Source organism: Pseudomonas sp. R3-52-08, from assembly GCF_003851745.1.
Lineage (GTDB): Bacteria > Pseudomonadota > Gammaproteobacteria > Pseudomonadales > Pseudomonadaceae > Aquipseudomonas.
Map to the genome: position 1 here is coordinate 1,179,091 of NZ_CP027730.1, position 24,363 is coordinate 1,203,453.

A 24,363-nucleotide genomic window follows, 5' to 3' on the forward strand; every position below is an offset into this window, starting at 1 on the left:
GTGCTGCATTCCCACGCGGAGCGTGGGAACGATCAGCGACTAGCTGCCTTTGTTGCCTTTTTCGTGCGTCGGGTCGTAGACCTTGGTCAGGTCACCGCCCAGGCGGAACGTCTTGAATGGCTGCATGCCATGCTTGCGTTCGAGCACATCCGGGGCGCAGGTGTAGAGGGTGCAGAACGGCTCAAGCCAGGCGAATTTCATCGCCTGCTTCAAATCCTTCATGTCCTGCTCCTTGCCGTTCTTCTGTTCGAAGATGTCCGGGTCTTTCACCCCGGCGAGTACCTTGTCGCCCAGGCGCTTGAGCGCACTGTTGTTTTCCTGGCGCAGGTCCACACCGTTGACCAAGGCAAAGCTTGCGATCATCGACAGCGGCGGCAGGGCGTAGTTGTGATACGACAAAGCCCGTTGCTGACGCTTCAATTCGTTGGGCAGGAAGCCTTGGTCGTCGACCTGGTTCACCCCGACCTTGTATTCCTTGACAGCCCAATCGAACAGGTCGCGACGGTTAGTGGCGATGGACGTTGCCATCACCGACCAGGCGGCCCAGTACGAGTGGTTGTTGGTTTTTTCCAGCGGCAGGTTGTCCCAGTCGCTCACCACTTGATCGGCCAGCTTGTTGAACCAGGCCTCGATCAGTTGCGATTCCTGCTGATGGTTGGCCAGCGGGTGCGAGTCGGAGAATTTCAAGCGCACATAGGCCGAGGCCATGCTGCCCAGCGCCCATTTGCGCATCGACTTGCCGGTGTGGTTGAAGTCCTTGGACATCAACGCATCAGCCTTGGCCCACGACACCAGCCAGTTCAGCGTGCATTCGAGCTGCTGCGGACGACCGTCGCGCATGAACTGCATCACGCGCTTGCTGGTGTCTTTTTCCAGCTTGGTGATGTCGGCGGTGCTGTCGCGAAAGGCCTGTTCCGATTGCACGTTCAGGGTCGAACGCGCCTTGTCGGAGCCTTCGTACTTGCTGCGAAATTGCAGAGGCCCGGTGTAGGGCGTCGGCATGGCGTCGCAGTTTTCCTTGAAGTCGCCGGTCTTGAACGCTTCGATCGGTGCAAAATAGCCCTGGGGCGGCCGCAGGGGTGCGGCGGCGTTGACGGAGCCGGCAAACATCGCCAGGCCTAGCAGGGTGGGCAGCAATAGCTTTTGCATAAGTAACCTCACTTCCCGAGCTGGGCGGTCTGCTGACCACCGCTTGGGAATACGTTGCGTGTGCAAATTTTCGCTTCGACCTTCTGCGCCGCAGCACCCTTTTCCGGGCCCTGCACTTCCACGGCCAGCAAGTTCTGCGAGGCCCAGTCTTCATCGGTGCGCAATTCAAAGGCGAAACGCCCGTCTGTATCGGATGTCTCGGGTTTTTCGATCTTGATGTCCTCGTGGCGCCCGTTCATGTACCAGAGGGTGGCTTGCAAGGTTTTCACCGACGGATCGGCGAAGCGGATATCGACCTGATGGTTGGCGTTGCGCAGGTCTTTGTTCGCGCTGTTGACCATCAGTTCGTTTTTGCCTGGTTTGAGCGTGGTGCTGACTGACATCTGTGCGGTCTTGCCCTCACAGCCGTTGTCGAGCAGCGCCATCATCTGGCGGTAGATGGTTTCCTGATCGAGACGGTACAGAGGCGAGAATTCCCAGATCAGGATTTTTGGCGGGTTTTTCTGGAACTCTTCGCTGCCCAGGTACTGGATCATCGAGCCTTCCAGACCACCGCCGGGGAAGGCGACGTTGAGGATGTCGGCACCGATTTCCTCCTGCAGGAAGCCGGCGAAGTTGTAGTTCTTGCCGCTGTGGCTGGTGCCCACCAGGGTGATCTGCGGGTTGCCCGAATCGCTGAACAGGTCACCGTCACCGGCTTCGCCCTTGGGCTCGGTGGTGAATTGGTCCATGTACTGGATCGCGTAGCTGGTGCCGCACAGCTGCCCGGCCATGTTGTGCAGGGTGCCGGTCTTGCCCATGCGGCCCGAGCGCTTGGTCTCGAATTCGCGCTTGGGAATTTCCGCATATTCCGGCATCTGCTTGACCTTGGCCGCGACGATTTTCGCGGTGCGCTGGGCGCCGTAAGGGGTCCAGTGCTGGTCGCCACGGAAGTAAAAGTCGTGGGCCGGCAGCTCATCCGGCAACTGCTCGTTGGTCAACGGCGAGAGGTCCGGCACCACGTAGCCCATCTTGGCGAAACGGCCGAGCATGGTCTTGTAGTTGGTCAGGGCCTTGTCGAAATCGTACTTGGCCTTTTCCTCGGGGTTGAGCTTGTTGCGGTTCACCAGGCCACGGGTCGGCTGGTAGACCACCACCAGTTCCACGCCCTTGGCTTTGAACGCATCGTGCAACTGCTGCATGCGCTTGTAGCCGGCCGGGGTGGTGTCGAATTCGGTACGCAGGTCTTCCTGGGTCCGGAACAGCCAGTCGCCCTGGGCTTGCACCAAGGTGGTGAAGTTCTGCTGGTAGCGCGTGGTGTAGTTCTTCGCGTCATGGGCCGCCGGGCACAGGCTGCAGCACGGCTCGGCGGTGAACGTCGGTGCTTTCACCTCGTCGGCGCGCACGCCCTGGCTGGCCGCGAGCAGGCCGAGGGTCAGACCCGAGAGGCTCAGCAATTTGATCATGTGTGGGTGCATAAGGGTCATCCTCAGTCCTGCATTTCGGTCTGGCGTTCGACAGGGTCGATCAGCACGGCTTTCTGCTGGCGTACCAGCAGGTCGAGAATCTCTTCCTGGCGCTCGCCAAGAACGCCGGAGAAGCTGATGCCGCTGGATTTGGTCGGCGCCAGCATCGACACGCGGTACAACTCGATACTCAGCGGCGAGTCGATGGACAACGGCCCGCTGCCGTTGCCCGCCAGTTCACCGCCGACCACGATCAGCGAGACCTTGGCGTCGAACGGGTCAAGGGCGATGTCGCGGTCGGTGTCGGTCAGATCCTTGATGTGGCCGTACACACCGGTCAGGCCGTTGGCCATGGCGGTGTTTTCGTACAGCTTGATGTTCACGCTGTTACGTATGCGGATGCCGTGGCGACGGTTGCTGATGACTTTGTTGCCCCACAACAGGTTGTCACCGCTCTCATAGAGGGTGATGCCGTCGGTGTGGTTGCGGTAGATCTCGTTGTCGGCGATCAGGTTGTTGACGCTGTTACGGTCGATCACCAGGCCCGAGAGCTTGTTGTCATAGCTGCGGTTGTTGAAGATGAAGCTGTCGTTCACTTCTCGGGAAATGATGATGCCGTGCTTCTTCTTGGTGCCGTACACGGTGTTGTCAGCGATGATCAGGCCGTGGGAACGGTCATGGGGGTCAATGCCGTAGACGATGTTGTCTTTGTAGGTATTGCCCTTGATCACAAAGCCCGTGGTTTCGTAGCAGTAGAAGCCGTACCACATGTCCGAGAACTCGGAATCGATGATCCAGCCGGTCGGCTCAGGGCGCTTGAGCACCTTGGCCATGTTCGGCGTGTACTGGGAAATACTCACCCCGTACGACTTACTGTTGGCGTAGCCGAAGCTGGCCATTTTGGTCTTGGAAATGTAGGTCTCGGTGCCGCCCCAGGCCAGCAGGAACGGGCGGAACTCCTTGGGCGACTTGAACAGCGCCGGGCCGTTGGTTTTTTCATCCCAACCGGTGACCTTGGTGTCACGCACGAACAGTTGGCCGTCGTTGATCAAAAACGAACCGGCTTGCTGGGACAGGCGCAATTCCTGGGTCTGCTTGTCGATATCGAGGATGCCTTTACGGCCGACCACGATCGGCAACTTGGCCAGGAACACACCCGGCGACGTCTCGCTGAAGTACTGCTTGGGCACCTTGCCCAGCAGGTCCTTGAGGTTCATGTAACCATCGTCGACAAAGATCGCCTGGGGAATGCCATGCTGGCGCACCACCCATTCGGCCATCTTGTTATCGCCGCCGATAAAGTCCTTGAGGGCGTCTTCCTGCATCATGCGGCGGATGCTGACCTTGCCCGGTTTGCTTCTGACGATTTTCTTTTCCATGGCCGCAGCGGTATAGCCCGACAGATCGGGCAGCGCCGGCTTGGCCATTTCCAGCGGCGCGGTCGGCGGGCTGGAAATGGTGTAGGTCTTGGCCTGTTGCAGTTCCTTGGCGATGGTCGGCGCCTTGGCCGCCGTATCGGCGAACGCTGGGGCACTGGCCACCAGCATTGCCGCGACGAGTAGGCTTTGAGCATTCATTGCGCAGGCTCCCATCAGAATTTCCAGATCACGTCGACAAAGGCGCGGTGCATGTACGAGTCGACCTGGCTGCCATAGGCATCGCCCGGTTTGAACACACCGGCGCGCAGGCGCACCAGCGCCGATGGCTCGTCGATCGACTGGCTGAGCGCGGCCGGCAACAGGCCTTTCTTGAAGTACTTGGTGACGACCAGGTCCATCTCCTGGCCCAGGTCTTTCTTGCCATCTTCAAGGGGCAGGGACGTGCTGGACAGGATCGCGCCGGTCACGTCATCGGTGTTGTTCTGCACCGCATCAATGCCGTTGCTGCCCACCGGCTTGTTGCCGTCGACGCGCCAGAATTTGTGGTACACCAGGCTGGCGTCGTAGTCCTCGCGCAGCTGCCAGGAACCGAACAGGCTCATGGACTGCATATTGTTCATTTCGCCGCGAAACGCTTCGCCGAAGCGATGCACGCGGGACTGGGTACCGGTCCAGTTCGAACGGTTGCTTTGCAGGCCGTTCTGTTCGTATTCGGCACTGGCGCGCGAATAGGCCGCACCCACTTGCCACTGCGGGTCGAGACGCAGGCGCACGCCGATATCGGTGGCCCACCCGCTCACGTCATCGCTGCGCTTGGCGTTGGTGGGGCGAGTGCCGTCGGCGTTCAAGGCGTTGACGGTGTCGCGGTCGCCGCGCATGCCGGTGATGCTCGCCCAGTAGTTGACGGTGTTGGTGTTGCGCCAGTTATAGGCGTCGCTGTTGGCTTCAATGCCGAGCCAGGTCAGGTCGCCGTTTTCGCGTTTGTCCAGCGGGTCGCTGGCCACGCCCGGTTCGGCGTAGTCGAGCTTGCCGTCGTCATGGGTGTGGTGGCCGCGCAGGCCGATCCACTGGCCCGGCGTCCACTGGTAGGCGGCGTCGGCGTAGAAGTGCTGGCGGTCCTTGTCCTTGGGCGACAGTTCCTTGAGGTCGGTGCGGTATTCGCTGAAACGCTCGGCGGCGCCGACGTTGGCCTTGAGCAGGGTGGTGTCGAAGGTCCAGTTCAGCGCTTCAATATTGGTGTCGCGCCATTGGCCGTCGTCATTGCGCAGGCGCTGGCGACCGAACTTGAGGAGCTCGCCGGGGTAGGGCGTGAAGCCGCTGTAGCCGACCCAGAACTCGCGCAGGGCCAGGTAGTTCTTCTTGGCCTTGCGGTCGTCGTTGCTCGATTGTTCGGTGGTGTCATCCGCCGACTGCTGCAGGGTGTCGGTCTCGATGATGTCGCTGGACACCACGGCCTGGCCCATGGCGTAGGCGCTCCACGCGCCGCTTTCGGCGTAGATCCACGGGCGCAGGTCGAGGCCGATGCCGTTGACGTCGCCGCCTTTCTGGGTACCCAGGTCGCGGTCGTCTTCGGACTGCGCGGTGGCTTTGACTTCCAGGCCGAAGTTCTTGGCTTCGGTCAGCGCGGCCAGGGTCGGGCACGACCACAGCAGGGCGAAGGACAGGCCGATGCCGGCCTTGACGAATGGGTTGAGCTTCATAGGGATTCCTCGCCGTCTTCTTCTTGCAGGGCGTGCAGTTGCAGCGTGCTTTGGGCCAGGGTGCCGCGGGCGGCCAGTTCCTGCTGCACCAGGCGTTGGCCTTCGGCGCGTTGCTCAGGCGTCAGCGGGGCTTCAAGCTGGGTGGCCAGCTCATTGGCCTCTGGCGTGTCCTGGGCCTTGGCCAACTGGCTGAAGACATAGGCGTTCAGCGGGTCGGGCTTGGTGCCCTTGCCTTGGGAAAACAGTTGAGCAATGGCGAAGTCGGCGCTGTTCTGGCCGTTGCGCGCAGCGGTCAGCAGGTGGTCCAGGGCTTTTTGCGGATAGACCTTGCCCAGGTAGCCACGGCGGTAGATCTGGCCGAGGTAGTAATCGGCGGCCACTTCACGGCCTACGGCTTTTTCGAAATGGGCTTCGGCGGCCTTGGCGTCGGCCGGCACCCACTTGCCTTCGTAGTAGAGCTTGCCCAAGAGCAATTCTGCGCGTGGCTGGTCGGCGGCACGGCCGTTGTCGAGGTACTTCATCATCTGGTCGACGTCGCCCAGTTCGGGGAAATCGTAGAGCAGTTGCGCCAGGCTGACCCAGGACGCCGGGTAGCCAGGGGCGATTTTTTCCAGCAGGGCCTGGGCAGTTTTCTCGTCCGGCGTGCCGAGGGTCGCATCGCCCAGCACACGGGCGACGCTGTCGACACGTTGGGCGGTGACGGTGCCACGGCTGTAGCCTGCTTCCATCTGCTTGAGCAGTTCGGCCTGTTGTTCCGGCTGAGCTTTTTTCTGGTAGACCGTGGCCAGTTCGACGTAGCAGATATCGGTGGTGTTCAGCGCGGCCTTGCAGATGCGCTCCACATCATCCAGATGCTGATCGTAGGTGCCCTGGGTGCGGTACAGCAGCACCTGGGCCAGGCCGGCCTCTGGATAACCGGCCGCTTGCCATTGGCTGATCTGCTGCTGGGCATTCACGTTGGGGAAGCTGTGCGGGTATTGCAGGTACAGCATCGCCAACGGGATCAGGGTGTTGCCTTCGCCATTGGCAAAGGCTTTTTTCAGCAGGCTTTCGGCTTCGTGGTGCTCGGCTTCGGTGGCGCCGGGCTTGGCCACCAGCAGGCGGCCAAGACGTGCCTGGGCGCGGGGCGAGGTGTCCGCCGCAGCACGGTAAGTGGCTTCGGCCTGTTTGATTTGCGCCGGGTCACGGGTGCCTACCTGGATGTCGGCCAGGCCCACTTGGGCCTCGCTGTAGCCCAGGTCAGCCAGCTGCTGGTAATTCTGTTGCGCGGTGACGGTGTCGCCGCGTTTCAATGCTTCGTTCGCCAGGCGCTGGTCAGGCAGGCCGGCGCAACCGGCCAGGCTCACCGCAACAGCCAGCAACGCCACCGAACCCATGTGGGAGGGGGCTTGCCCCCGATGCAGGCGACTCGGTCCGCCAGGCAAACCGCGCTGATCCCATCGCGAGCAAGCCCGCTCCCACAGGGATTGTGTTGTTCTTGAAATAGGGTTCACAGGCATGTCCTCGCTTACAGACCGTGAGCCATGGCTTTATCGATCAGCCAGTTCAGCGAAGGGCCGCGGTCGCTGGTGACTTCCACCGGGCGGCCGGCGTAGGTGCTGTCCAGCGGGGCGTCAGGCTTGATCTGCACGCGGATGTCCGAGGACAGGTCGGCGCTGTTCAGGCTGGTGCTGCTGACGATGGTGCCGGTGCGCACCTGTTCTTCGTCGGCGACCTGGAAGCTCACCGGCGTACCTGGGCGCACATCACCGAACTGGCGATAGGTGAAGCGTGCTTCCACGTTGGCCTGGCTGCCGCGTGGCACCAGTTGGAAGATCACATCACCCTTGCTGGCGTACTGGCCGTCGGCGACCAATTGCTGGGCGACCACGCAATCACACGGCGAGGTCAGGGTGCCGGTCATTTGCTTGCCGAACAGCTCTTCGACCTTGGCCGGTTGCAGTTGGTCTTCGTCCAGGTGGCCCTTGAGCACGTCGAGCATGCTGGTGCTGAAGGTGGCCAGTGGCGCGCCTTTGGCCGCTATCGCGTCACCCTTGAGCAGGCTTTGCACGGTGCCGTCGCGCGGCATGGTCACGTTCATGCCCGGCACGCTGACAAGCCCGGCCTGGGCGTGGCTGACAAAGTACATGCCGTACAGCGACTTGAAGACAAACCCGAATGCTGCCAGGCCCACCAGGAAGATCGCCAGGCTGAACGTCACGGCGCGCAGGCGCCCGAACGCGGTCATGCCGCTGCCGCCGTCCTTGACCTTGCGCGCCTTGGTGAAGTTGTCGCGTTGTAGGGTGGCGAGCACGTCGCCCATGGTCACGATGTCGCCCGACAGGTGCGAGGTGATCAGGTGGCGCAGGGTGGAAATGTCCTGGGCATCGAGGTTCTGGAACTGGCAACCGGTGCGGCCGGTCTGGCGGTCGTAAGAGCGAATCTGCAGCTCCACGTCCATCGCCAGGCCGAGGTTATCGATGACGAATTGCAGGCGACCCTTGTGCACCTGGCCGATGGTGAGCGGCTGGGTGGCGGTGAACGCCAGGCCGCCGGCGGACAGGTCGATGACCTTGGCCTCGGTCGGCGTGCGGTCGCTGTTGAAAAAGCGCAGCTTGGCCGGGATTTTTACCCGGGCGTGCTGGCGCTGGGCTTCGGATTCGTGGACAACGTTGGCGTTTACTTGGCTGTTCATCAGGGCAATTTCCTTAAGTTAATTCAGGCTTGGCAGGGTCAGACCATCATCAGCAACACGGCAACGAAGATGCTGCCGGCGGAGAAGGTCATGGTCCGAGACGACCAGGTGTTGAACCAACGTTGAAAGCTGGCCAAATCGCGGGTCAGTTTGGTGTCCTGGCGGGTCCAGGACTGTTGATCAAGGCGGAAGAACACGTAGATCTTCACCAACGCGCCCATGATCTGGTTGTAATAGAGAATCAGCGGGTAGGCCGGGCCGATCTTGTGGCCGGAGCACGACAGCAGCAGGGTGAGAATCAGGCGGGTGATGCCGATCCACAGCAGGTACGCGAGGATGAACGCGCCGCCGTACTTGAAGGTGGCGATGATCGCCACGGTCAGGCCGAGCAGGGAGGTCCACATCGACACGCGCTGGTCGAACAGCACCACGCTGGTGAACAGACCGAGGCGGCGTACACCCAGGCCCAGGGCGCGAGAGTTCTGGCGCAGGTTATTGCCGTACCAGCGGAACATCAGTTTGCGGCTGGCCTTGATGAAGCTCTTTTCCGGCGGGTGCTCCACGGTATTGATCGCGGCATCGGGCACGTAGAAGGTGTCGTAGCCCAGGCGCATCAGGCTGAACCAGCTGGATTTATCGTCGCCGGTCAGAAACTTGAAGCGGCCCAGGCGCCAGTGTTGCAGCGAGTCGCTTTCCACGTCGGCGATAAAGCCTGGGTCGGTCACCACGCTGGCGCGGAACACCGACATCCGCCCGGTCATGGTCAGCACGCGCTTGGACAGGGCCATGGAGCACATGTTGATGTGGCGTTGGGCGAAGCGCAGTTTGTGCCATTCGCTCATGATGTAGCCGCCGCGCACTTCGCAGAACTCGTTGGTGGTCAGTCCGCCGACATTGCCGAACAGCTGGAACCACGGCACGGTCTTGCGCACCACGCCCTCGGCGAGCACGGTGTCGCCATCAATCACGGCCACCACGGCGCGGTCATCCGGCAGGTGGCGCGAGATGGCGCGAAAACCGAAGGCCAGGCCGTCACGCTTGCCGGTACCGGCGATGCGCACGAAGTCGAGCTTGACGTGATCCGGCGGGTTGAGTTTTTCCCACAGGCTCTTGACCAGCAGTTCATCGGACATTTCCACCAGCGAGCAGACCACAGTGGTGGGGAAGCCACATTCGATGGCTTCGCGAATCACCGAGCTGTAGACCTGCGCGGTGGTCAGCGCGTCGATACGAAAACTGGTGACCATCAGGAACACATGGGATGGGTCGGCGGCCTTGCCCAGCTTGCGCACTTTGCGGCGCAGGTGCGGGTAGACCACGTAGAGGAACAGCATGCCGCGAAAGAAATGCGTTGCACCCATCGAGTAGCGCCAGATACCGACGGCGCCAATCAGGAAAATAAAGTTCTTCGATTGCGAATCGAAGGTGCTCGCCGGCAACGCCAGGGCGAGTCCCATCAACAGGCTGAGGAACAACAGCCAACCGGCGGCTTGCAGGAATACATGTTTTAACTTGGACATAAGCGTCATCCGCAAGGAGAGGAGGTTTCAGGCTGCAAGCGCTGGGGATAAAGACACTTGCAGCCTGAAACTTGCCGTGCTGTTACCAGCAAATACCTTCGGTACGGCCGCTTACGCTGGTGGCCTTGGACATGAAGCCCACCAGGTCGACCACTTGCTTGCCATCCGGGGCGTTGTGCGCGAGGGCACGGAATTTCTCGTCGCGGTTACCCAGGATGATCACGTCGGAGTTGTTGATCACTTCGTCGAAGTCCGAGTTGAGCAGGGACGACACGTGAGGGATCTTGCCTTCGATGTAGTCCTTGTTCGCACCGTGTACGCGGGCGTATTCGACGTTGCTGTCGTAGATGCTCAGGTCGTAGCCCTTGCCGATCAGCATTTCCGCCAGTTCCACCAATGGGCTTTCGCGCAGGTCGTCGGTACCGGCCTTGAAGCTCAGGCCCAGCAGGGCGACTTTGCGTTTGTCGTGGCTGGAAACGATGTCGAAGGCGTTCTGTACCTGGGACTCGTTACTGCGCATCAGCGAGTTGAGCAGCGGCGCTTCCACGTCCAGGGAACCGGCGCGGTAGGTCAGGGCACGCACGTCTTTTGGCAGGCACGAGCCGCCGAACGCGAAGCCTGGGCGCATGTAGTACTGGGACAGGTTGAGGGTCTTGTCCTGGCAGACCACGTCCATCACTTCACGACCATCGACGCCGACGGCCTTGGCGATATTGCCGATTTCATTGGCGAAGGTGACTTTGGTGGCATGCCACACGTTGCAGGTGTACTTGATCATCTCGGCGACAGCGATGTCCTTGCGGATGATCGGCGCGTCGAGTTCTTCGTACAGCGACTGCAGGACATCGCCGGAGGCTGTGTCGAATTCGCCGATAACGGTCATTGGCGGCTGGTCGTAGTCAGCAATGGCGGTGGATTCGCGCAGGAATTCCGGGTTGACCGCAACGCCGAAGTCGACGCCGGCTTTCTTGCCGGAGCAGTCTTCGAGGATCGGGATCACCACGTTGGCCACGGTGCCGGGCAGTACGGTGCTGCGCACCACGATGGTGTGGCGGGTGGTCTTGTCACGCAGGACAAAGCCGATCTCGCGGCATACCGATTCGATGTAGTTGAGTTCCAAGTCGCCGTTTTTCTTGCTCGGCGTGCCGACGCAAATCATCGACAAATCGGTATCGCGAATGGCTTCGGCGAAGTTGGTAGTGCCACGCAGCCGGCCCGTCTGGATACCCTGGCTCAACAGCTCGCCCAGACCCGGTTCAACGATCGGCGATTTGCCGGCGTTGATCAGGTCGATCTTTTCCTTGGAGATGTCTACGCCGACCACTTCGTGGCCACGGGCAGACAGGCAACCGGCACACACTGCGCCAACGTAACCCAAACCAAATATGCTGATGCGCATCGCAATTACCTCTGTATTTAAATCATGCCATTAGATGGCCGGAGTTCATGTTTGCAAGCGTCACTGATGCCGCGAAAGTTGGGCGAATAGACGCCGACTTACCGCGTGCAGGCATGTTGAATAACGAGTGACTAACTATTGCACTCAAGTTGTGCGCGACCAGGCCTTATTATTGGGGCTTGCCCTGAAATGCAGCCGGGCTCCCTTGGAGGAAGGCTCCGGCGCCGGTGCTGCAAGGTCTTGATGCAGGCAAAATGCCTTTGTTATCAATGCCTTGAGTGCAAGCACGGCTCATTTAGGTCGGGCGCTGCCTTGGCCTGTAGGGGATAGCAATGCGTACTTATCGCCACCCTTAACTCGATCAGTTGATGTTGTGACCATAGAGTCAAAGTGTTCTATGACAACTTGACTACTTCCGTTGGTCGTTATGTAAGTCATCTCTTACAGCAGCAGAGAATTTCGTTACCGGTGGTATGAGCGGTGCTTCAGGATGAAGTTCCTGGCCGCTCATCCTGTTTCCGGAAATTTTTTGAAATATTAGAGAAGATGGCACTGGTACTATAGTGATAGCACTTGCTATTTAGGCCAGTAGTTGTGGGGAGTTGGCACGTTGAGATAGTTTTGTGCCACTACTGTTTAAAAAAACTGGTGCCACTACGAAAAAAACCGACGAGTGTCGAGTGAAGAAATTGTTAGAGTTGTGTCTGGGTGTTTTTCTGGCGCCAAATAAATGACGATTCTCATTTGGAATACAGAACAAAATGTGGGAGGGGGCTTGCCCCCGATAGCGGTGTATCAGTCCCTGTAGAGGTGACTGTTGCATCGCCATCGGGGGCAAGCCCCCTCCCACAGTTGATACTCAGTGTGTTTAAGGCCTTATTCCGGTGCGTGATCGCGTAAAAACACCAGGTTGTCCGCCTTGGACTGCTCCGCATTGAAGCGATAACCCTGTGCATCAAACTGCTTGAGCTGGGCCGGGTCGTTGATCCGCTCTTGAATCACAAACCGGCTCATCATGCCACGGGCTTTTTTCGCGTAGAAGCTGATGATCTTGTACTGGCCGTTCTTCAGGTCCTTGAACTCGGTGTTGATGACCCGTGCGTTCAGGGCCGTGCGCTTGACCGCCGAGAAATACTCGTTGGACGCCAGGTTGAGCAGCACATCGTCACCTTGTTCGGCCAGCGCCTCATTGAGCCACTCGCTGATGCGCGTGCCCCAGAAGGCATAGAGGTCCTTGCCACGGGCGTTGGCGAGTTTGGTGCCCATCTCCAGGCGATACGGCATCATCAGGTCCAGCGGGCGCAGCAGGCCGTACAGGCCGGAAAGCATGCGCAGGTGATCCTGTGCGTAGCTGAAGTCGGCGTCGCTGAAGGTTTCGGCGTTGAGGCCGGTGTACACGTCGCCCTTGAACGCCAGCAGCGCCTGTTTGGCATTGGCCGGCGTGAAAGCGGGCGTCCAGCTGCCGAACCGGGCGGCGTTGAGGCCACCGATCTTGTCGGACACGTGCATCAACTCACTGATCTGCGCCGGGCTGAGTTCGCGCAGTTGCTCGATCAGTTCTTGGGAATGGTCGAGGTACAGCGGCTGGGTGAAGCGCGGGGTTACCGGCTTGGACTCGAAGTCGAGGGTCTTGGCGGGGGAAATCACCATCAGCATGAAGTTGGCTCCAGAAATCGTGGCGTGTAGCGTGGCTGCGATTCTAGGGGTTGGGGCGGTTTGACTCCACCTATGATGGTGATAGGCGCGATCCGCTATGATGGCCGGCAACTCTGGAGAGGGAGACCCCAAGTGCGATTAGCGCTTTTTGTGACGGCGTGCCTGTGGTGCCTGAATGTGCAGGCCGCGCCCGTTGACGTTGCCAGCCTCGACCGCGCCACTTGGCCGGAAAAACTCAGCAGCCCGGCGCTGTTCGACGTCGCCTCGCGTGCGGAAATCCTGATGTTTGCCCATGGCTTGATCCTCAGCGAAGCCCAGGATGAAACCGCGCTCAAGCAACGCCTGGGGCTTAAGATCATCAACCCGGCGGCCATCGACGACCTGCGCCGCCAGCTCTGGCAACGTTTGCTGGAGAACTACACGTTTGCCCAGCAGAGCTGTGAGCAAGACGCCTCGTTCTGCTACCTGGTGGAAAACATGGACGATCTGCGCGAGCAGGCCGGCAAATTCGAGGTCAGTGACAACTCTTTCTATATAGGCTGGGCCGCCCCCAGCCGGCAGTTCCATGGGCGCTATCTGGACGAACTGCTGCGCAAGGCCGCGTTGTTGCCGCAGATCAGCAGCGAAGTCGCGCGCTTCGGTGATCATGAACGCAATGGTGACGAGCTTAATGACCGGATGTTCCTGCTGACCTTCGACGGCGGGCCGGCACCGGTCGGCGGCAATACCGACTGGCTCGCCGACTACCTGCGCCAGCAAAAGATGAACGCTACGTTCTTCGCCCTCGGCAGCAGCCTGCAGGCCCGTGTGGAGCGCAGCTCGGCGGCCGATGTGCAGGCGCTGTACCAGGGGCAGTGCGTGGGCAGCCAGGGCTGGCAATATCGCTCCCACAGCCATTGGGTCGACTGGCAAGACTCGATCATCCGCAGCGCATCGTTGGTGCAGAACCTGCTGCCGGAAAACTATGTGCCGCTGTTCCGGCCGCCTTACGGGCAGCGCCGTGCGGACAGCCAGGGGTTCTTTCAGGCGCAAGGTCTGCAGGTGGCGTTGTGGGACATCGACTCCCAGGACGATCCGGGCAAGCTCAAGGCCGAGGAATCGGCGCAACGGGTGCTGACGCTGATGCTGTTGTGGCGCAAAGGGGTGATTGTGTTTCACGACACCCAGGACAAGGCGCGAGTGGCATTGCCGCTGCTGTTGCAGGCAACGGCGCAAAGTGGCCTGGGTTGGCAGGACTGCCGCGAGGCGTTTCGCTGAAAATGCCCGGCCCTGCTGGGTGAGAGGCATTTTCGGGGTGATTTGCTGCGACATTTCGCAGCAGGCGGACTTCCGACTTTAACGGCCTGCCTGGCGCTCGGCTAGTGCTATTCGTCATCCTGAAAAATAAACTTCAAAAAAGCGTCAAAGTGCTTTTTCCTGTCATGGGTTTTGCGGTATTACGAAGTCAGATCGCCGAACCCTGCAACACAGGTGGCGTCTTCCAAGACTCCTCATGTGGGCACCGCACTTGACGTCACTCAAGCTGCGGTCGGTGGTCGAATCGAGGCGCAGCACCGCCCAGGTATTGCGTCGACTGGCTCCCACAAAGGTGACCGAGTATGGATGATCATGGACGCACCCCTTCTTCCGACCAGCCAATCCTTTATGTGCTTGATACCAACGTACTGATTCACGATCCAAACGCACTGCTTAATTTTGAAGAACACCATGTCGCCATCCCGATGATCGTGCTGGAGGAACTCGACAAACTCAAAAGCGGCCATCACAGCGTCGCCGCCGAATGCCGCCAGGCCATCCGCCTGATCGACAAGACCCTGGGTGAAGCCTCGCCCGAGGACGTTGAAGTCGGCGTACCGATCCAGCGCGGCAAAAGCGGGCCCAAGGGTTTGCTGTCGATCCTGATGAGCAAGCGCAACGAGCCCAACAGCCTGCTGCCGGAAAACCTCAACGACAACAAGATCATCAACCAATTGATCGACCTGCATGCGCGCGACAAGGACCTGCGTGTGGTGCTGGTGACCAAAGACATCAATATGCGCCTCAAGGCCCGAGCGTGTGGGATCGCGGCCGAGGACTACAGCACCGACCAACTGGTTGACGACGTGTCGATGTTGTCGCGCGGTTATCACATGATGACCGGCTCGTTCTGGGACCGCGTCAGCAAGGTCGAGACCCGCCAGGACCATGGCCGCACCTGGCACCAGGTGCAGTTGATCGACAACCTGCCGGCCGTGCATATCAATGAATTCATCGTCGACGAGCAGGGCTTCGTGGGCTGGATCAAAGAGATCCAGGTCGACAAGCTGCTGATCCTCGACCTGCATCAGGAACCCCTGTTGCACCAGGAAGCCTGGGGCCTGAAACCGCGCGATATCTACCAGAGCCTGGCGCTGTACGCGCTGCTCGACCCGGACATCCATCTGGTCAACCTGACCGGCGCCGCCGGCTCGGGCAAAACCATCTTGGCCCTGGCCGCTGCTATCGAACAGACCATGGTGACCAAGCGCTATCGCCGCATCATCGCCACCCGTAGCGTGCAGGGCCTGGACCAGGAAATCGGTTTCCTGCCCGGCACCGAAGCAGAAAAAATGGAGCCATGGCTGGGGGCGATCACCGACAACCTCGAAGCCTTGCACATGGACGACGAAAACACCCATGGCAGCGTCGACTACATCCTCAGCAAAGTGCCGTTGCAGTTCAAATCCCTCAACTACATCCGAGGCCGCAGCTTCCAGCAGAGCCTGATTTTGATCGATGAATGCCAGAACCTCACCCCGCACCAGATGAAAACCATCATCACCCGTGCCGGCGCTGGTTCCAAAGTGGTGTGCCTGGGCAACCTGGCGCAGATCGACACCCCTTACCTGTCCGCGACCAGCTCCGGGCTGACCTACCTGACGGAACGCTTCAAAGACTTCCCGAACGGCGTGCACATCGCGCTGCAAGGGGTGCCACGTTCGATCCTGGCCGAATACGCAGAGTCGCATCTCTGAGTAGCAAGCTTTAAGCTACAAGCTGCAAGTTGGTCCAGTGAGCTTTTCACTTGCCGCTTGCAGCTTGTAGCTTTTTTGCTGCCTCAAGGAGGCTCTGTGCTGACTCATCTAGATTCCCAAGGTCGCGCCCATATGGTCGACGTCACCGACAAAGCCGTGACGTTCCGTGAAGCGGTGGCCGAAGCGCGGGTGCGCATGTTGCCGGGCACCCTGCAAATGATTGTCGACGGCGCCCATCCCAAGGGCGACGTGTTCGCCGTGGCCCGCATCGCCGGGATCCAGGCGGCAAAGAAAACCAGTGACCTGATCCCTCTGTGCCACCCGCTGATGCTTACCGGCGTCAAGGTCGAACTGCGTGCCGACGGTGCCGACGCCGTGTACATCCTGGCGCGCTGCAAGCTCTCCGGCCAGACCGGCGTGGAGATGGAGGCGCTGACCGCCGCCAGCGTCGCAGCGCTGACGATCTACGACATGTGCAAGGCCGTGGACCGGGGCATGACCATCGAAAGTATTCGCCTGCTGGAAAAGCTTGGCGGTAAAAGCGGGCATTTCAAGGCGGACCAGCAATGAGTATCAACGTACTGTTTTTTGCGCGATATGCCGAAGCGGTGGGCTTTGATTCGTTGGAAATGGAAGGTGAGTTTGCCACCGTTGATGCCGTGCGCCTGGCACTGGCCGCTGACCTGGAGTTCGCAGTACTCAACGAGGCGAGTCTGATGTGTGCGCGCAACGAAGAGCTGTGCAATCTCGACGAGCCGGTCGAGGCCGGTGACGAAATCGCGTTTTTCCCGCCCGTGACCGGAGGCTGAACATGGCCATTCGTGTGCAGGTCGAAGCCTTTGATCCGGGCGCCGAAGTCAACGCGATGCATGCGGCCAATGTGGGCGTGGGCGCGGTGGTGAGCTTTGTCGGCTATGTGCGCGATTTCAATGATGGCCGCGAAGTGGCGGGGATGTTCCTGGAGCATTATCCCGGCATGACCGAAAAGGCACTGGCCAAGATCGCCGTCGAGGCCGAGCAACGCTGGCCGCTGCTCAAATTGGAGGTGCTGCACCGCATCGGTGCCCTGGAACCCGGCGAGCCCATTGTCTTTGTAGCCGCCGCCAGTGCCCACCGCCAGGCCGCGTTCGACGCCTGTGCATTTGTGATGGACTACCTGAAGACCCGCGCGCCGTTCTGGAAAAAGGAAAACACCAGTGAAGGGCCGCGCTGGGTGGAAGGGCGGGACAGTGATCATGTGGCGGCGGATCGTTGGTAGGGGTGAACATCGTCAACTGTTAACTCTATTTAGGCTATAAAACACTCAGGCTTAGGCCAAAGGGTTCTGCATAACTGTCAAATCTGACAGTTGTTCGTCATTTTCTTTTAAGACTTAATTACTCTTGTCGGCATAGGTTTTTTCTTTAGGAGCAACCAGCCTGGGTTGAGTAATTATGCCTCCGGTTGTATTTCATAGCAGTTGAAAATACCAGGGAGAAAGAAGATGGCTGAGACAACTAAACTGTCCAGACTTTCCCATTTCAGGGTTACATGCCCGGATGGCTCGGAGTTTACCAATAAACTTTATGCTAATGGACGGCATCAAAGTGAGGTTGTTGTTGAAGTCATAAAGGAATGTCAAATCAACGCTGGGGTGTGGCAACGTACCGAGTTAACTAATGAGGAAATTGCGAGCGTGAGAGTGGCTCCATTTTTTTCAGACGATGGGCAGTCGCTACCTAGTGGTTGGCGGTGTGATGATAAAAAAAATATTTATAGCGAAGGATTGTGGGAGCGTGAACAAAAAGTGGGTTCGGAACCTGATGCTTATAATCCAGGTACCGTGGTTCAGAGGGTTTCTCGTTATCTGCGGTTCAGTTCGCAAGAAGGGCCCTTGGATGCGGTCACTTTTGTAGCGTATATGGTTGTGGATAGTCAGGTTTATACAACCCGATTGTCGGCGGAGAATAGCTGCTTTGATTCTTCGGTTACCCTTCAGCCAATAATGCCATTTAGACTTTCTGTGAGTGACTTGATTGAATATAGACATAATGCAGTTTCGGCACCAGATTTTTATGCGACGGTATACTACTGGACGCCTCCGGCAGGAGTAGTATTTGTTGCACAAGAAGGTCTTGATAGGCCGTTGAATATGCAGTACGAAGGCGATCACTTTCAGACGAGCTACGCTTATGCTAAGCAGGGTGATGGCACTCCCCATAAGGGTGGTGTAGTTGTTAATAAGGAAAAATCACCCGTTATGCGGGAGGATGTGTTTAAGCCTTATGGTTATCCGGTTTACAATTATCATGTCCCGGTTGATATCCGGCCGACAATTATGAGAGCTATACTTGTACGCTCTCTCGCTTTGAAAGTTGACGTTACACGCGATTCGAATAGCGCATGGAGCTTGATGGACAATTTTGGAAATATTCACCGTTTCTCCCTGGTGCCGAATGCTGATTACTTTTTGCGTTTGGAGGATTATGAGTTTCGGCCTGAAACTAATATTAGAAATTTCAAAATTATATTTCCCGATGGTCTCCCCACCAGTAATGCCCTTTATGCCAATGGTCGCCATCAATGTAAGGTTTTGATTGAGGCTACTAAGGAGGAATATCTGCCGGATGGTACTTGGCGAGCCGTACCCTTGACTCGAGCAGAGTGTAACAGTGCAACAGTAACACTTTATTCTGTGAATGATGGTCAAGCACTTCCGTCGGGTTGGAGCTGTGATACGTCAAAGAATATTTATGATTCGGGTCTTTGGACCCGAGGTTCGGAAAAAAACGATCCTGAGAAACTTGCCGGCATGGATTACGCAGGGCCTGGGCCTCTGGTTGAAATAATTGATCGATATATGCGCGTCGATCCAAGTCGTCCGATTGAACCGATGCGGTTTATGGCACGGATAGTCGTCGATGGAAAGGTCTATACAACGTACCACTCCAGTGGCGGAGAGTATGTGACTATTACCCCTACAAGGCCCTATACAGTAAAAGCTGCTGAGTTGATTTCATTTCCCGATCTGGATGCTTACAATGATGAAATTGCTGATTGTGATATTTACTACTGGTTGTTGCCATCCACGTTGCGGTTCCTTGTCAATAAAGGTCTTGATAGACCTTTATCAATGGATAACGAGGGTGATTACTTTACAACGTGTTGGTCGACATATCATAGTGCTGTAAAACGCTACCTTAAGGCAGGAGTTCTGGTCACTAAAGATAGTCCTGAGCTGAGGATCCGAATGAAGGATGTTCATAGGCATATTTATGGGGGCGGAGATGGAACAAACCCATATATACCGTTTAACAAACACAATACGATGATGCGTGCTGTACGACTGCAGGTGAAAAATACTACATTTACTACTGGTGATACACATACTCCTTGGCGTCTATGGGATAACCATGGGTGTGAGCATGTGTATCGACTCGAGATGCACGAAAACGGGACGCGTATTTTATTGAAAGATTTTTGATCTGCGATGCCGGTGATGCGCTCTCAGGTTAAGCTGGCTCTTTCTAGGTACATGACTTAAGTCAGTGCGCTGAGTTTATTAAGCGTGAGAGGTGTTTTATGAACGTCTACTCTAATGCCTTTAATTTCCAATCCTATTTAGCAGGCTCGGTTGATCCACGTACTGGCCAGTACACTTGTCAGATTCGACTGGCGACGTTATCGCCACAGGGACCCTTGGAGGTGAGCCGGGACGTCAGTCTATTGTTCTCCATGCTCAACTCCGAAAGCGGGCGTTATGGCACGGGTTGGCATATGAGTAATACCGAGTTTGATGTCAACCGTTCCAGGCTCTCGTTGCTTGATGGCGAACAGTTTCAAACCCAGAGCCTGCCTCCCGTGGGCGAGACATTGGTGATCAAGGATTACAAACTCAAAGACCTGGTGGTCAAGCGACCGGACGCCGAAACGCTTCATGTGATCTACAAAGATGGCACGATTGAGATTTTGAAGCGTCATGCCAGCAACGTGCCCTATCGCATCAATACCATACAATTTGAAAACGGCGAGAGCTTGCGTTTTTGTTACGACTTGGGTGAATTCCTTGAGCGTATTCTGGATCAAAATGGCAATGAGTTGCTGATATTGACCTACTCGAGTAACAGATTGTCGATGGTCGATACCCGGGTCGATGGTGGTCGTTATGCACGCGTCCGGTTTACGTATGACAATGATCGTCTGACGGAGGTTACAGCGCCCTATGATCGCAATGGTACTGTCGGTAGCGCGAGTTTTGCGTTTATCTACACTGTATTTCGCAATGGCCTGATGGCCATGAACAATGTGCGCTCACCGATGGGAGGCGAGGAGCGGATTACCTATGCCGAGAACGGGCACGCCTACAGTAACAGCCAATATATTCCAAGGGTTGAACAGTGGGAGCACATACCCGCCAGCAACCAGCCGATGATGACCCGCACTTATGACTACAGCCCCAGCACGAATTTTACCGGTTATCCTTTTTCTGGTGGCTTTCGCGAAGGAGAAGACAATTTATACCTGGTGAGTGGTGCCTATTCATACTGGACAGACGAAACCTGTATTGATGCTGCATCCAACAATGCGGTACTGAGCGTTACCCGCACCACCTACAACAAATTTCACTTGATGACCGAAGAGCGGGTCCTGCGCGAAGGGACTCGAACCACCCAGACCATTGCTTATAACGAAGTACCTGGCCTGTTTCCCGCACAGCCGCCCAATCTCCAGCTACCCAAGTCCATTACCACGCGTTACGAACTGGTGGCAGGTGGTACCGCAAGGGAGGTGACGGTAGCCATCCAGACCGACGACTACGGTAATGAGCTAAGCCGTACCGAGGCGTCCGGGGTTCGCGTCGACTACACCTATTACCCCATGGCTGGCGAAAGCGGCAAATGCCCTGCCGACCCGCGTGGATTGTTTGTGCGCTACGTCAAGCAAGAGCGTCTTGTCCCGGAGGGTGGCACGCCGGCAGCACGGCTCACGGAGTACACCCATACCCGTGTGCCGCCGACAGGCAGTAGCTACTTCGTTCTCCAACAGTCAAGCAACCAGGCCGGTGTGTTTGCGATGCAGCAAAGCTACTACGACACGCCTGTCGCTTTGGCTGGCCGTCTTAAGAGCAGCACCAGTACGATTGGCGGGCAGGCGTTGGTCAGTGATTTCAGTTACACCGTCTCAGGTGACAACCTTGTGGAAACCCGGCGCCTGAAGGGGCGCGAGGGGCAATGGCTTGAGGCGAAGAGGACGCTTTCGCTGGTTAATCGGCGGTTGCTGTCGATGACGCGGGATGGCGGCAGCACCTTGGACCTGGCGTTTGATGTCAGTGGCCGGTTGACGGAAGAAACGGTTTCCCGTGGAAAACCGCAGCAAGCCAGTCGAGGTTACGCCTATCATTTTGCGACGCAGACCAAACGTGCCCATCTGATCACCACGGATGCACAAGGTAATAAGGCCATTACCTACTATGACGGCGCTGGCCGCCAAGTGTCCGAAGCCCAACTGATTGGCCCGAACCAGGACCAGGAACGGGCCACCGGAACGTGGTGGTATGACGCGCTTGGGCAAACCGTGGAAGTGGTCAATATCGACTACCTGGGCGACGGACAACGCGTGTTTCGCAGTGTCCACTCCTACAGCAAGTGGGGCAACGCCAGCCGTGTCACCCACGCCGATGGCCGTGTAGTCATCGACGAGTATGACCCGCGGCTCAATCTTACGGAGGAAGGCGTTGTTGGCGGTGAGCGCCTATTGACCTATTTCAATACGCATAACCAACCGATGAAGGTGGAGCGCCTGGATGCCAACAATAATAAAGTGGAAGTGGCGTCGTATACCTACGATGGCTTGGGTCGCTGCCTGACGGTAGTGGACGTCAATAAAACGTCCACCGACTTGACCTATGACGAATTTGATCGGGTACTGACGACCCTCCAAAAACCGACAGATGGCACTCCTCATCGGCTGCGTAAAACTGATTACACCCGGGGCACCAGCAGTGAATTGGCCAGTGCTTTTACGGTCGATAGCAAGCGGTTGGGGGCCCGCACTTACGATAGTCTCGGCCGGATGACCAGTCAGACGCGTGGAACAGGGCAAGCCACAACCTGGGAGTACGAGCCTGAGTGGATAGAGCCGAACGCCATGGTTTCCCCCCGTGGGGTTCGCCAAACCCTCACGTACGACAAAGAGTTGGATGTGCCGACTCGGATTGAGATGCCGGGCCATCCGGTGAGCACCTACCGGCATGACCCGGTTACCGGTGCAATGACACGTTCCGAGACCAATGGCTTGATCCATGAGTTCGTTGTGGATGCCCACGGCCATCCTGAAAAGGATATTCAAACCGCCAATGGCAACGTGCTGACCTCGCAGTATGGTTATTCCCCAGGCGGGCGCCTGCTGCATCAAACTGCCGCCGATGGCCAGCACAGCCAGCTTCAGTACGATGTGTTCGGACGGTTCTCCAAGATGACCACTGGCGCCATGGTCATTGAGCAGACCTACGATACATTGGGCCGGCCGAATGTCCTGACCACCGCTTATGAAAGCACGCAAGTCATTACCAAAGTGTCCTATGACTCACTGGGCCGGGAAGCCGAGCGTCGCTTTGAGCAGAACGGTGCGCTGTTCCAGGTTATGTCCAGCACGTATCACCTCAACGGTATGTTGGCGACACGGGAACTCAAGGACGCTGGCTCACGCCTGGTGATCGGCGAGACCTTCACCTATGACGCCTACCTGCGGCTCAAGACCTATTGCTGCACGGGGCCTGAACATCCCAAGGATCATCTGGGCCGTGGCATTGTCGGGCAGGATTTCAGCTTTGACAGCCTCAATAACATTACTCAGGTCATTACGACGTTTGCCGACAACACACGAGACACCTGCGAGCGTTATTTCACCGGTTCCGATCCCACTCAACTGACGCGTCTGACCCGTACACACCCGGCGCAGGATGTCACCCTGAGGTATGATGCGGCGGGCAACTTGCAGGCAAGTCCGGCGGGTCAGGCCTATACCTACAATGGCTTTGAGCAGTTGACCGCCGTGCAGGCCGATACCCTCGAGTACAGCTACCAATACGATGCCGAGGCTCGTCAGGTACTGGCGTCCCGGGGCAGTGAATCGCCGGTAATGCTGGCATACGCCGGCGACCGTCTAGAGACTCTGGTTGAAGGCAACAAAAAGATCCGCTACGTCGACGGCGCAGATGAAGTGATGGCACGCAGCGGTGGTGTCGACGGGCCGCAACTGCATATGAATGATGCCAGCGGTAGCGTGCGCGGTGTATCGGCCCCAGGTCAGGCCCATGTGCGGCGACACTACACGCCCTATGGCGATACGAAGGTCCCGCTGGATGATGGCAAGGTCCGTAGCATGGCTGATCTGCAACTGCCGGCGTTCAATGCTCAACGGCTGGATGCAGGGATCCATCTCTACCATCTGGGCAACGGCCTGCGTGTCTACTCTCCTGACCTGATGATTTTCTTGCAACCTGACCCACTGAGCCCGTTTGATGAGGGGGGGATCAATAGCTATGCCTACTGTGCCTGCAACCCGATCAACATGCTCGATCCCAGTGGGATGTGGCCTGGTTGGTTGAAGTGGGCGTTGACCGGGGTAGCACTGGTGCTGTCGGTGGTAACGTTAGGGTTTGGGGCTGTCGGCCTTGCAGCAGCGCTAGCGGGGCCAGTGGCAATGTCAGTTTCTGCGGGGCTAGCCACGGCAGCAGTGGCGTCGGCGGTGATGGTGCCAACCGCTGCAGCAGCTTTGGGCGGGATGGCAGCAGCTGCCACTGCCGCTGCCGCTGCCGTTGTTGCTGCCGCTGCCGCAACAGGGTGGGTCATCGCCTCCAAGTCAGCGGTCACCATCGGAGCGGGACTCGGTCTTGTCAGCGGGACGTTGGGTGTCGCGGGGCTGGCTATTGCCGAGGTCGATAAAGCAATGGGCTGGGACCGTTCGCACCACATCCGTAATCTAGGATGGGCGTCCCTCGTGTTCTCAATTGCCTCGTTGGTCGTGAGCGTCGGGGGGGCTTATACCTCGGCGCACATGGCCTATAACTCTGCTGCTGCAAAGTTTTCCGGTGTTGGCAACCTGAAGCAGACTCCCATCGGCAGTGCGTTATTCGCGGCGCGCCAGCGCATGCTGGGCTTGAGCTACAAGTTCACTGATAAAGGGGGCGTCACCCCATTTAGTCAGATGTTTGGGAGTACCCGGGCGGTATTGAGATTTACCAACCTTGGCCGATCGATCGAAAGTAGAAGCAAGTCGCCAGCCACACCCCGACCGGAGGCGAGCAGTGGGGGCGCTTCGGCCCAGCCCCAAGCGCAAGCCACGTTTAGCCGGGTGGTCGATATGCCAAGCAGCAGTGCTGGCTACTACCAGGCATTCAGAGACGAGGCATCGCGCATTCGCGAGCCTATCATTGGGGCGTTGTATCAGGGTTAACCCAGCAGTGCG

16 protein-coding genes are annotated in these 24,363 nt (G+C 58.1%); 7 read left to right on the forward strand and 9 right to left on the reverse strand.

Translation table 11 applies throughout. The annotated features are described in order from the left end of the window. Positions 1-39: 39 nt before the first annotated feature. The 9 genes from C4J91_RS05370 to yaaA all read right to left on the reverse strand — a co-directional run bounded on the left by C4J91_RS05370 (position 40) and on the right by yaaA (position 12,922). A complete protein-coding gene (locus C4J91_RS05370; protein WP_124361387.1) occupies positions 40-1,149 on the reverse strand; it encodes a mannuronate-specific alginate lyase in 1,110 nt (369 codons plus the stop codon). 8 nt (positions 1,150-1,157) lie between these two features. Continuing rightward, entirely contained in the window at positions 1,158-2,606 is a 1,449-nt protein-coding gene (locus tag C4J91_RS05375) for an alginate O-acetyltransferase (protein WP_124361388.1), read from the reverse strand. Between the two features lie 11 nt (positions 2,607-2,617). Continuing rightward, on the reverse strand, positions 2,618-4,186 hold the full coding sequence (algG, locus tag C4J91_RS05380) for a mannuronan 5-epimerase AlgG (protein ID WP_124361389.1): 1,569 nt from the start codon (positions 4,184-4,186) through the stop codon (positions 2,618-2,620). After that, positions 4,186-5,673, reverse strand: coding sequence for an alginate export family protein (locus tag C4J91_RS05385; RefSeq protein WP_124361390.1), 1,488 nt, complete (start codon positions 5,671-5,673; stop codon positions 4,186-4,188). Before C4J91_RS05385 ends, algG begins: the two co-directional genes overlap by 1 nt. Then, positions 5,670-7,049, reverse strand: a complete 1,380-nt coding sequence (gene algK / locus C4J91_RS05390; RefSeq protein ID WP_124361391.1) for an alginate biosynthesis TPR repeat lipoprotein AlgK — start codon at positions 7,047-7,049, stop codon at positions 5,670-5,672. Before algK ends, C4J91_RS05385 begins: the two co-directional genes overlap by 4 nt. 131 nt (positions 7,050-7,180) lie before the next feature. After that, on the reverse strand, positions 7,181-8,347 hold the full coding sequence (locus C4J91_RS05400; RefSeq protein ID WP_124361393.1) for an alginate biosynthesis protein Alg44: 1,167 nt from the start codon (positions 8,345-8,347) through the stop codon (positions 7,181-7,183). A 38-nt stretch (positions 8,348-8,385) separates the two neighbouring features. Continuing rightward, positions 8,386-9,867 carry a mannuronan synthase gene (gene alg8 / locus C4J91_RS05410; RefSeq protein WP_164484512.1) on the reverse strand — a complete coding sequence of 494 codons (1,482 nt, stop codon included), beginning with the start codon at positions 9,865-9,867 and terminating at the stop codon, positions 8,386-8,388. A gap of 82 nt (positions 9,868-9,949) precedes the next feature. Then, positions 9,950-11,266 (reverse strand): nucleotide sugar dehydrogenase, encoded by a 1,317-nt coding sequence (locus C4J91_RS05415; RefSeq protein ID WP_124361395.1) that lies wholly within the window; start codon positions 11,264-11,266, stop codon positions 9,950-9,952. An 876-nt stretch (positions 11,267-12,142) separates the two neighbouring features. After that, positions 12,143-12,922, reverse strand: coding sequence for a peroxide stress protein YaaA (yaaA, locus tag C4J91_RS05420; RefSeq protein ID WP_124361396.1), 780 nt, complete (start codon positions 12,920-12,922; stop codon positions 12,143-12,145). A 132-nt stretch (positions 12,923-13,054) separates the two neighbouring features. Here yaaA and C4J91_RS05425 point away from each other — a divergent pair, with 132 nt between their 5' ends. The 7 genes from C4J91_RS05425 (at position 13,055) to C4J91_RS05455 (ending at position 24,351) form a co-directional block, all read left to right on the forward strand. Beyond that, a complete protein-coding gene (locus C4J91_RS05425) occupies positions 13,055-14,179 on the forward strand; it encodes a polysaccharide deacetylase family protein (RefSeq protein ID WP_124361397.1) in 1,125 nt (374 codons plus the stop codon). A 341-nt stretch (positions 14,180-14,520) separates the two neighbouring features. Continuing rightward, a complete protein-coding gene (locus C4J91_RS05430; RefSeq protein WP_057724660.1) occupies positions 14,521-15,915 on the forward strand; it encodes a PhoH family protein in 1,395 nt (464 codons plus the stop codon). 96 nt (positions 15,916-16,011) lie between these two features. Next, the gene (gene moaC / locus C4J91_RS05435; RefSeq protein ID WP_124361398.1) at positions 16,012-16,485 is read left to right on the forward strand and encodes a cyclic pyranopterin monophosphate synthase MoaC; all 474 of its coding nucleotides are present in this window, start codon (positions 16,012-16,014) and stop codon (positions 16,483-16,485) included. Then, positions 16,482-16,724 (forward strand): molybdopterin converting factor subunit 1, encoded by a 243-nt coding sequence (gene moaD, locus C4J91_RS05440; protein WP_124361399.1) that lies wholly within the window; start codon positions 16,482-16,484, stop codon positions 16,722-16,724. The genes moaC and moaD overlap by 4 nt, the downstream gene beginning before the upstream one ends. Before the next feature lie 2 nt (positions 16,725-16,726). Continuing rightward, positions 16,727-17,173, forward strand: a complete 447-nt coding sequence (gene moaE, locus C4J91_RS05445; RefSeq protein ID WP_124361400.1) for a molybdopterin synthase catalytic subunit MoaE — start codon at positions 16,727-16,729, stop codon at positions 17,171-17,173. A gap of 225 nt (positions 17,174-17,398) precedes the next feature. Next, positions 17,399-19,378, forward strand: a complete 1,980-nt coding sequence (locus tag C4J91_RS05450) for a hypothetical protein (protein WP_124361401.1) — start codon at positions 17,399-17,401, stop codon at positions 19,376-19,378. A gap of 98 nt (positions 19,379-19,476) precedes the next feature. Continuing rightward, the gene (locus tag C4J91_RS05455; protein WP_124361402.1) at positions 19,477-24,351 is read left to right on the forward strand and encodes an RHS repeat domain-containing protein; all 4,875 of its coding nucleotides are present in this window, start codon (positions 19,477-19,479) and stop codon (positions 24,349-24,351) included. Positions 24,352-24,363 lie beyond the last annotated feature (12 nt).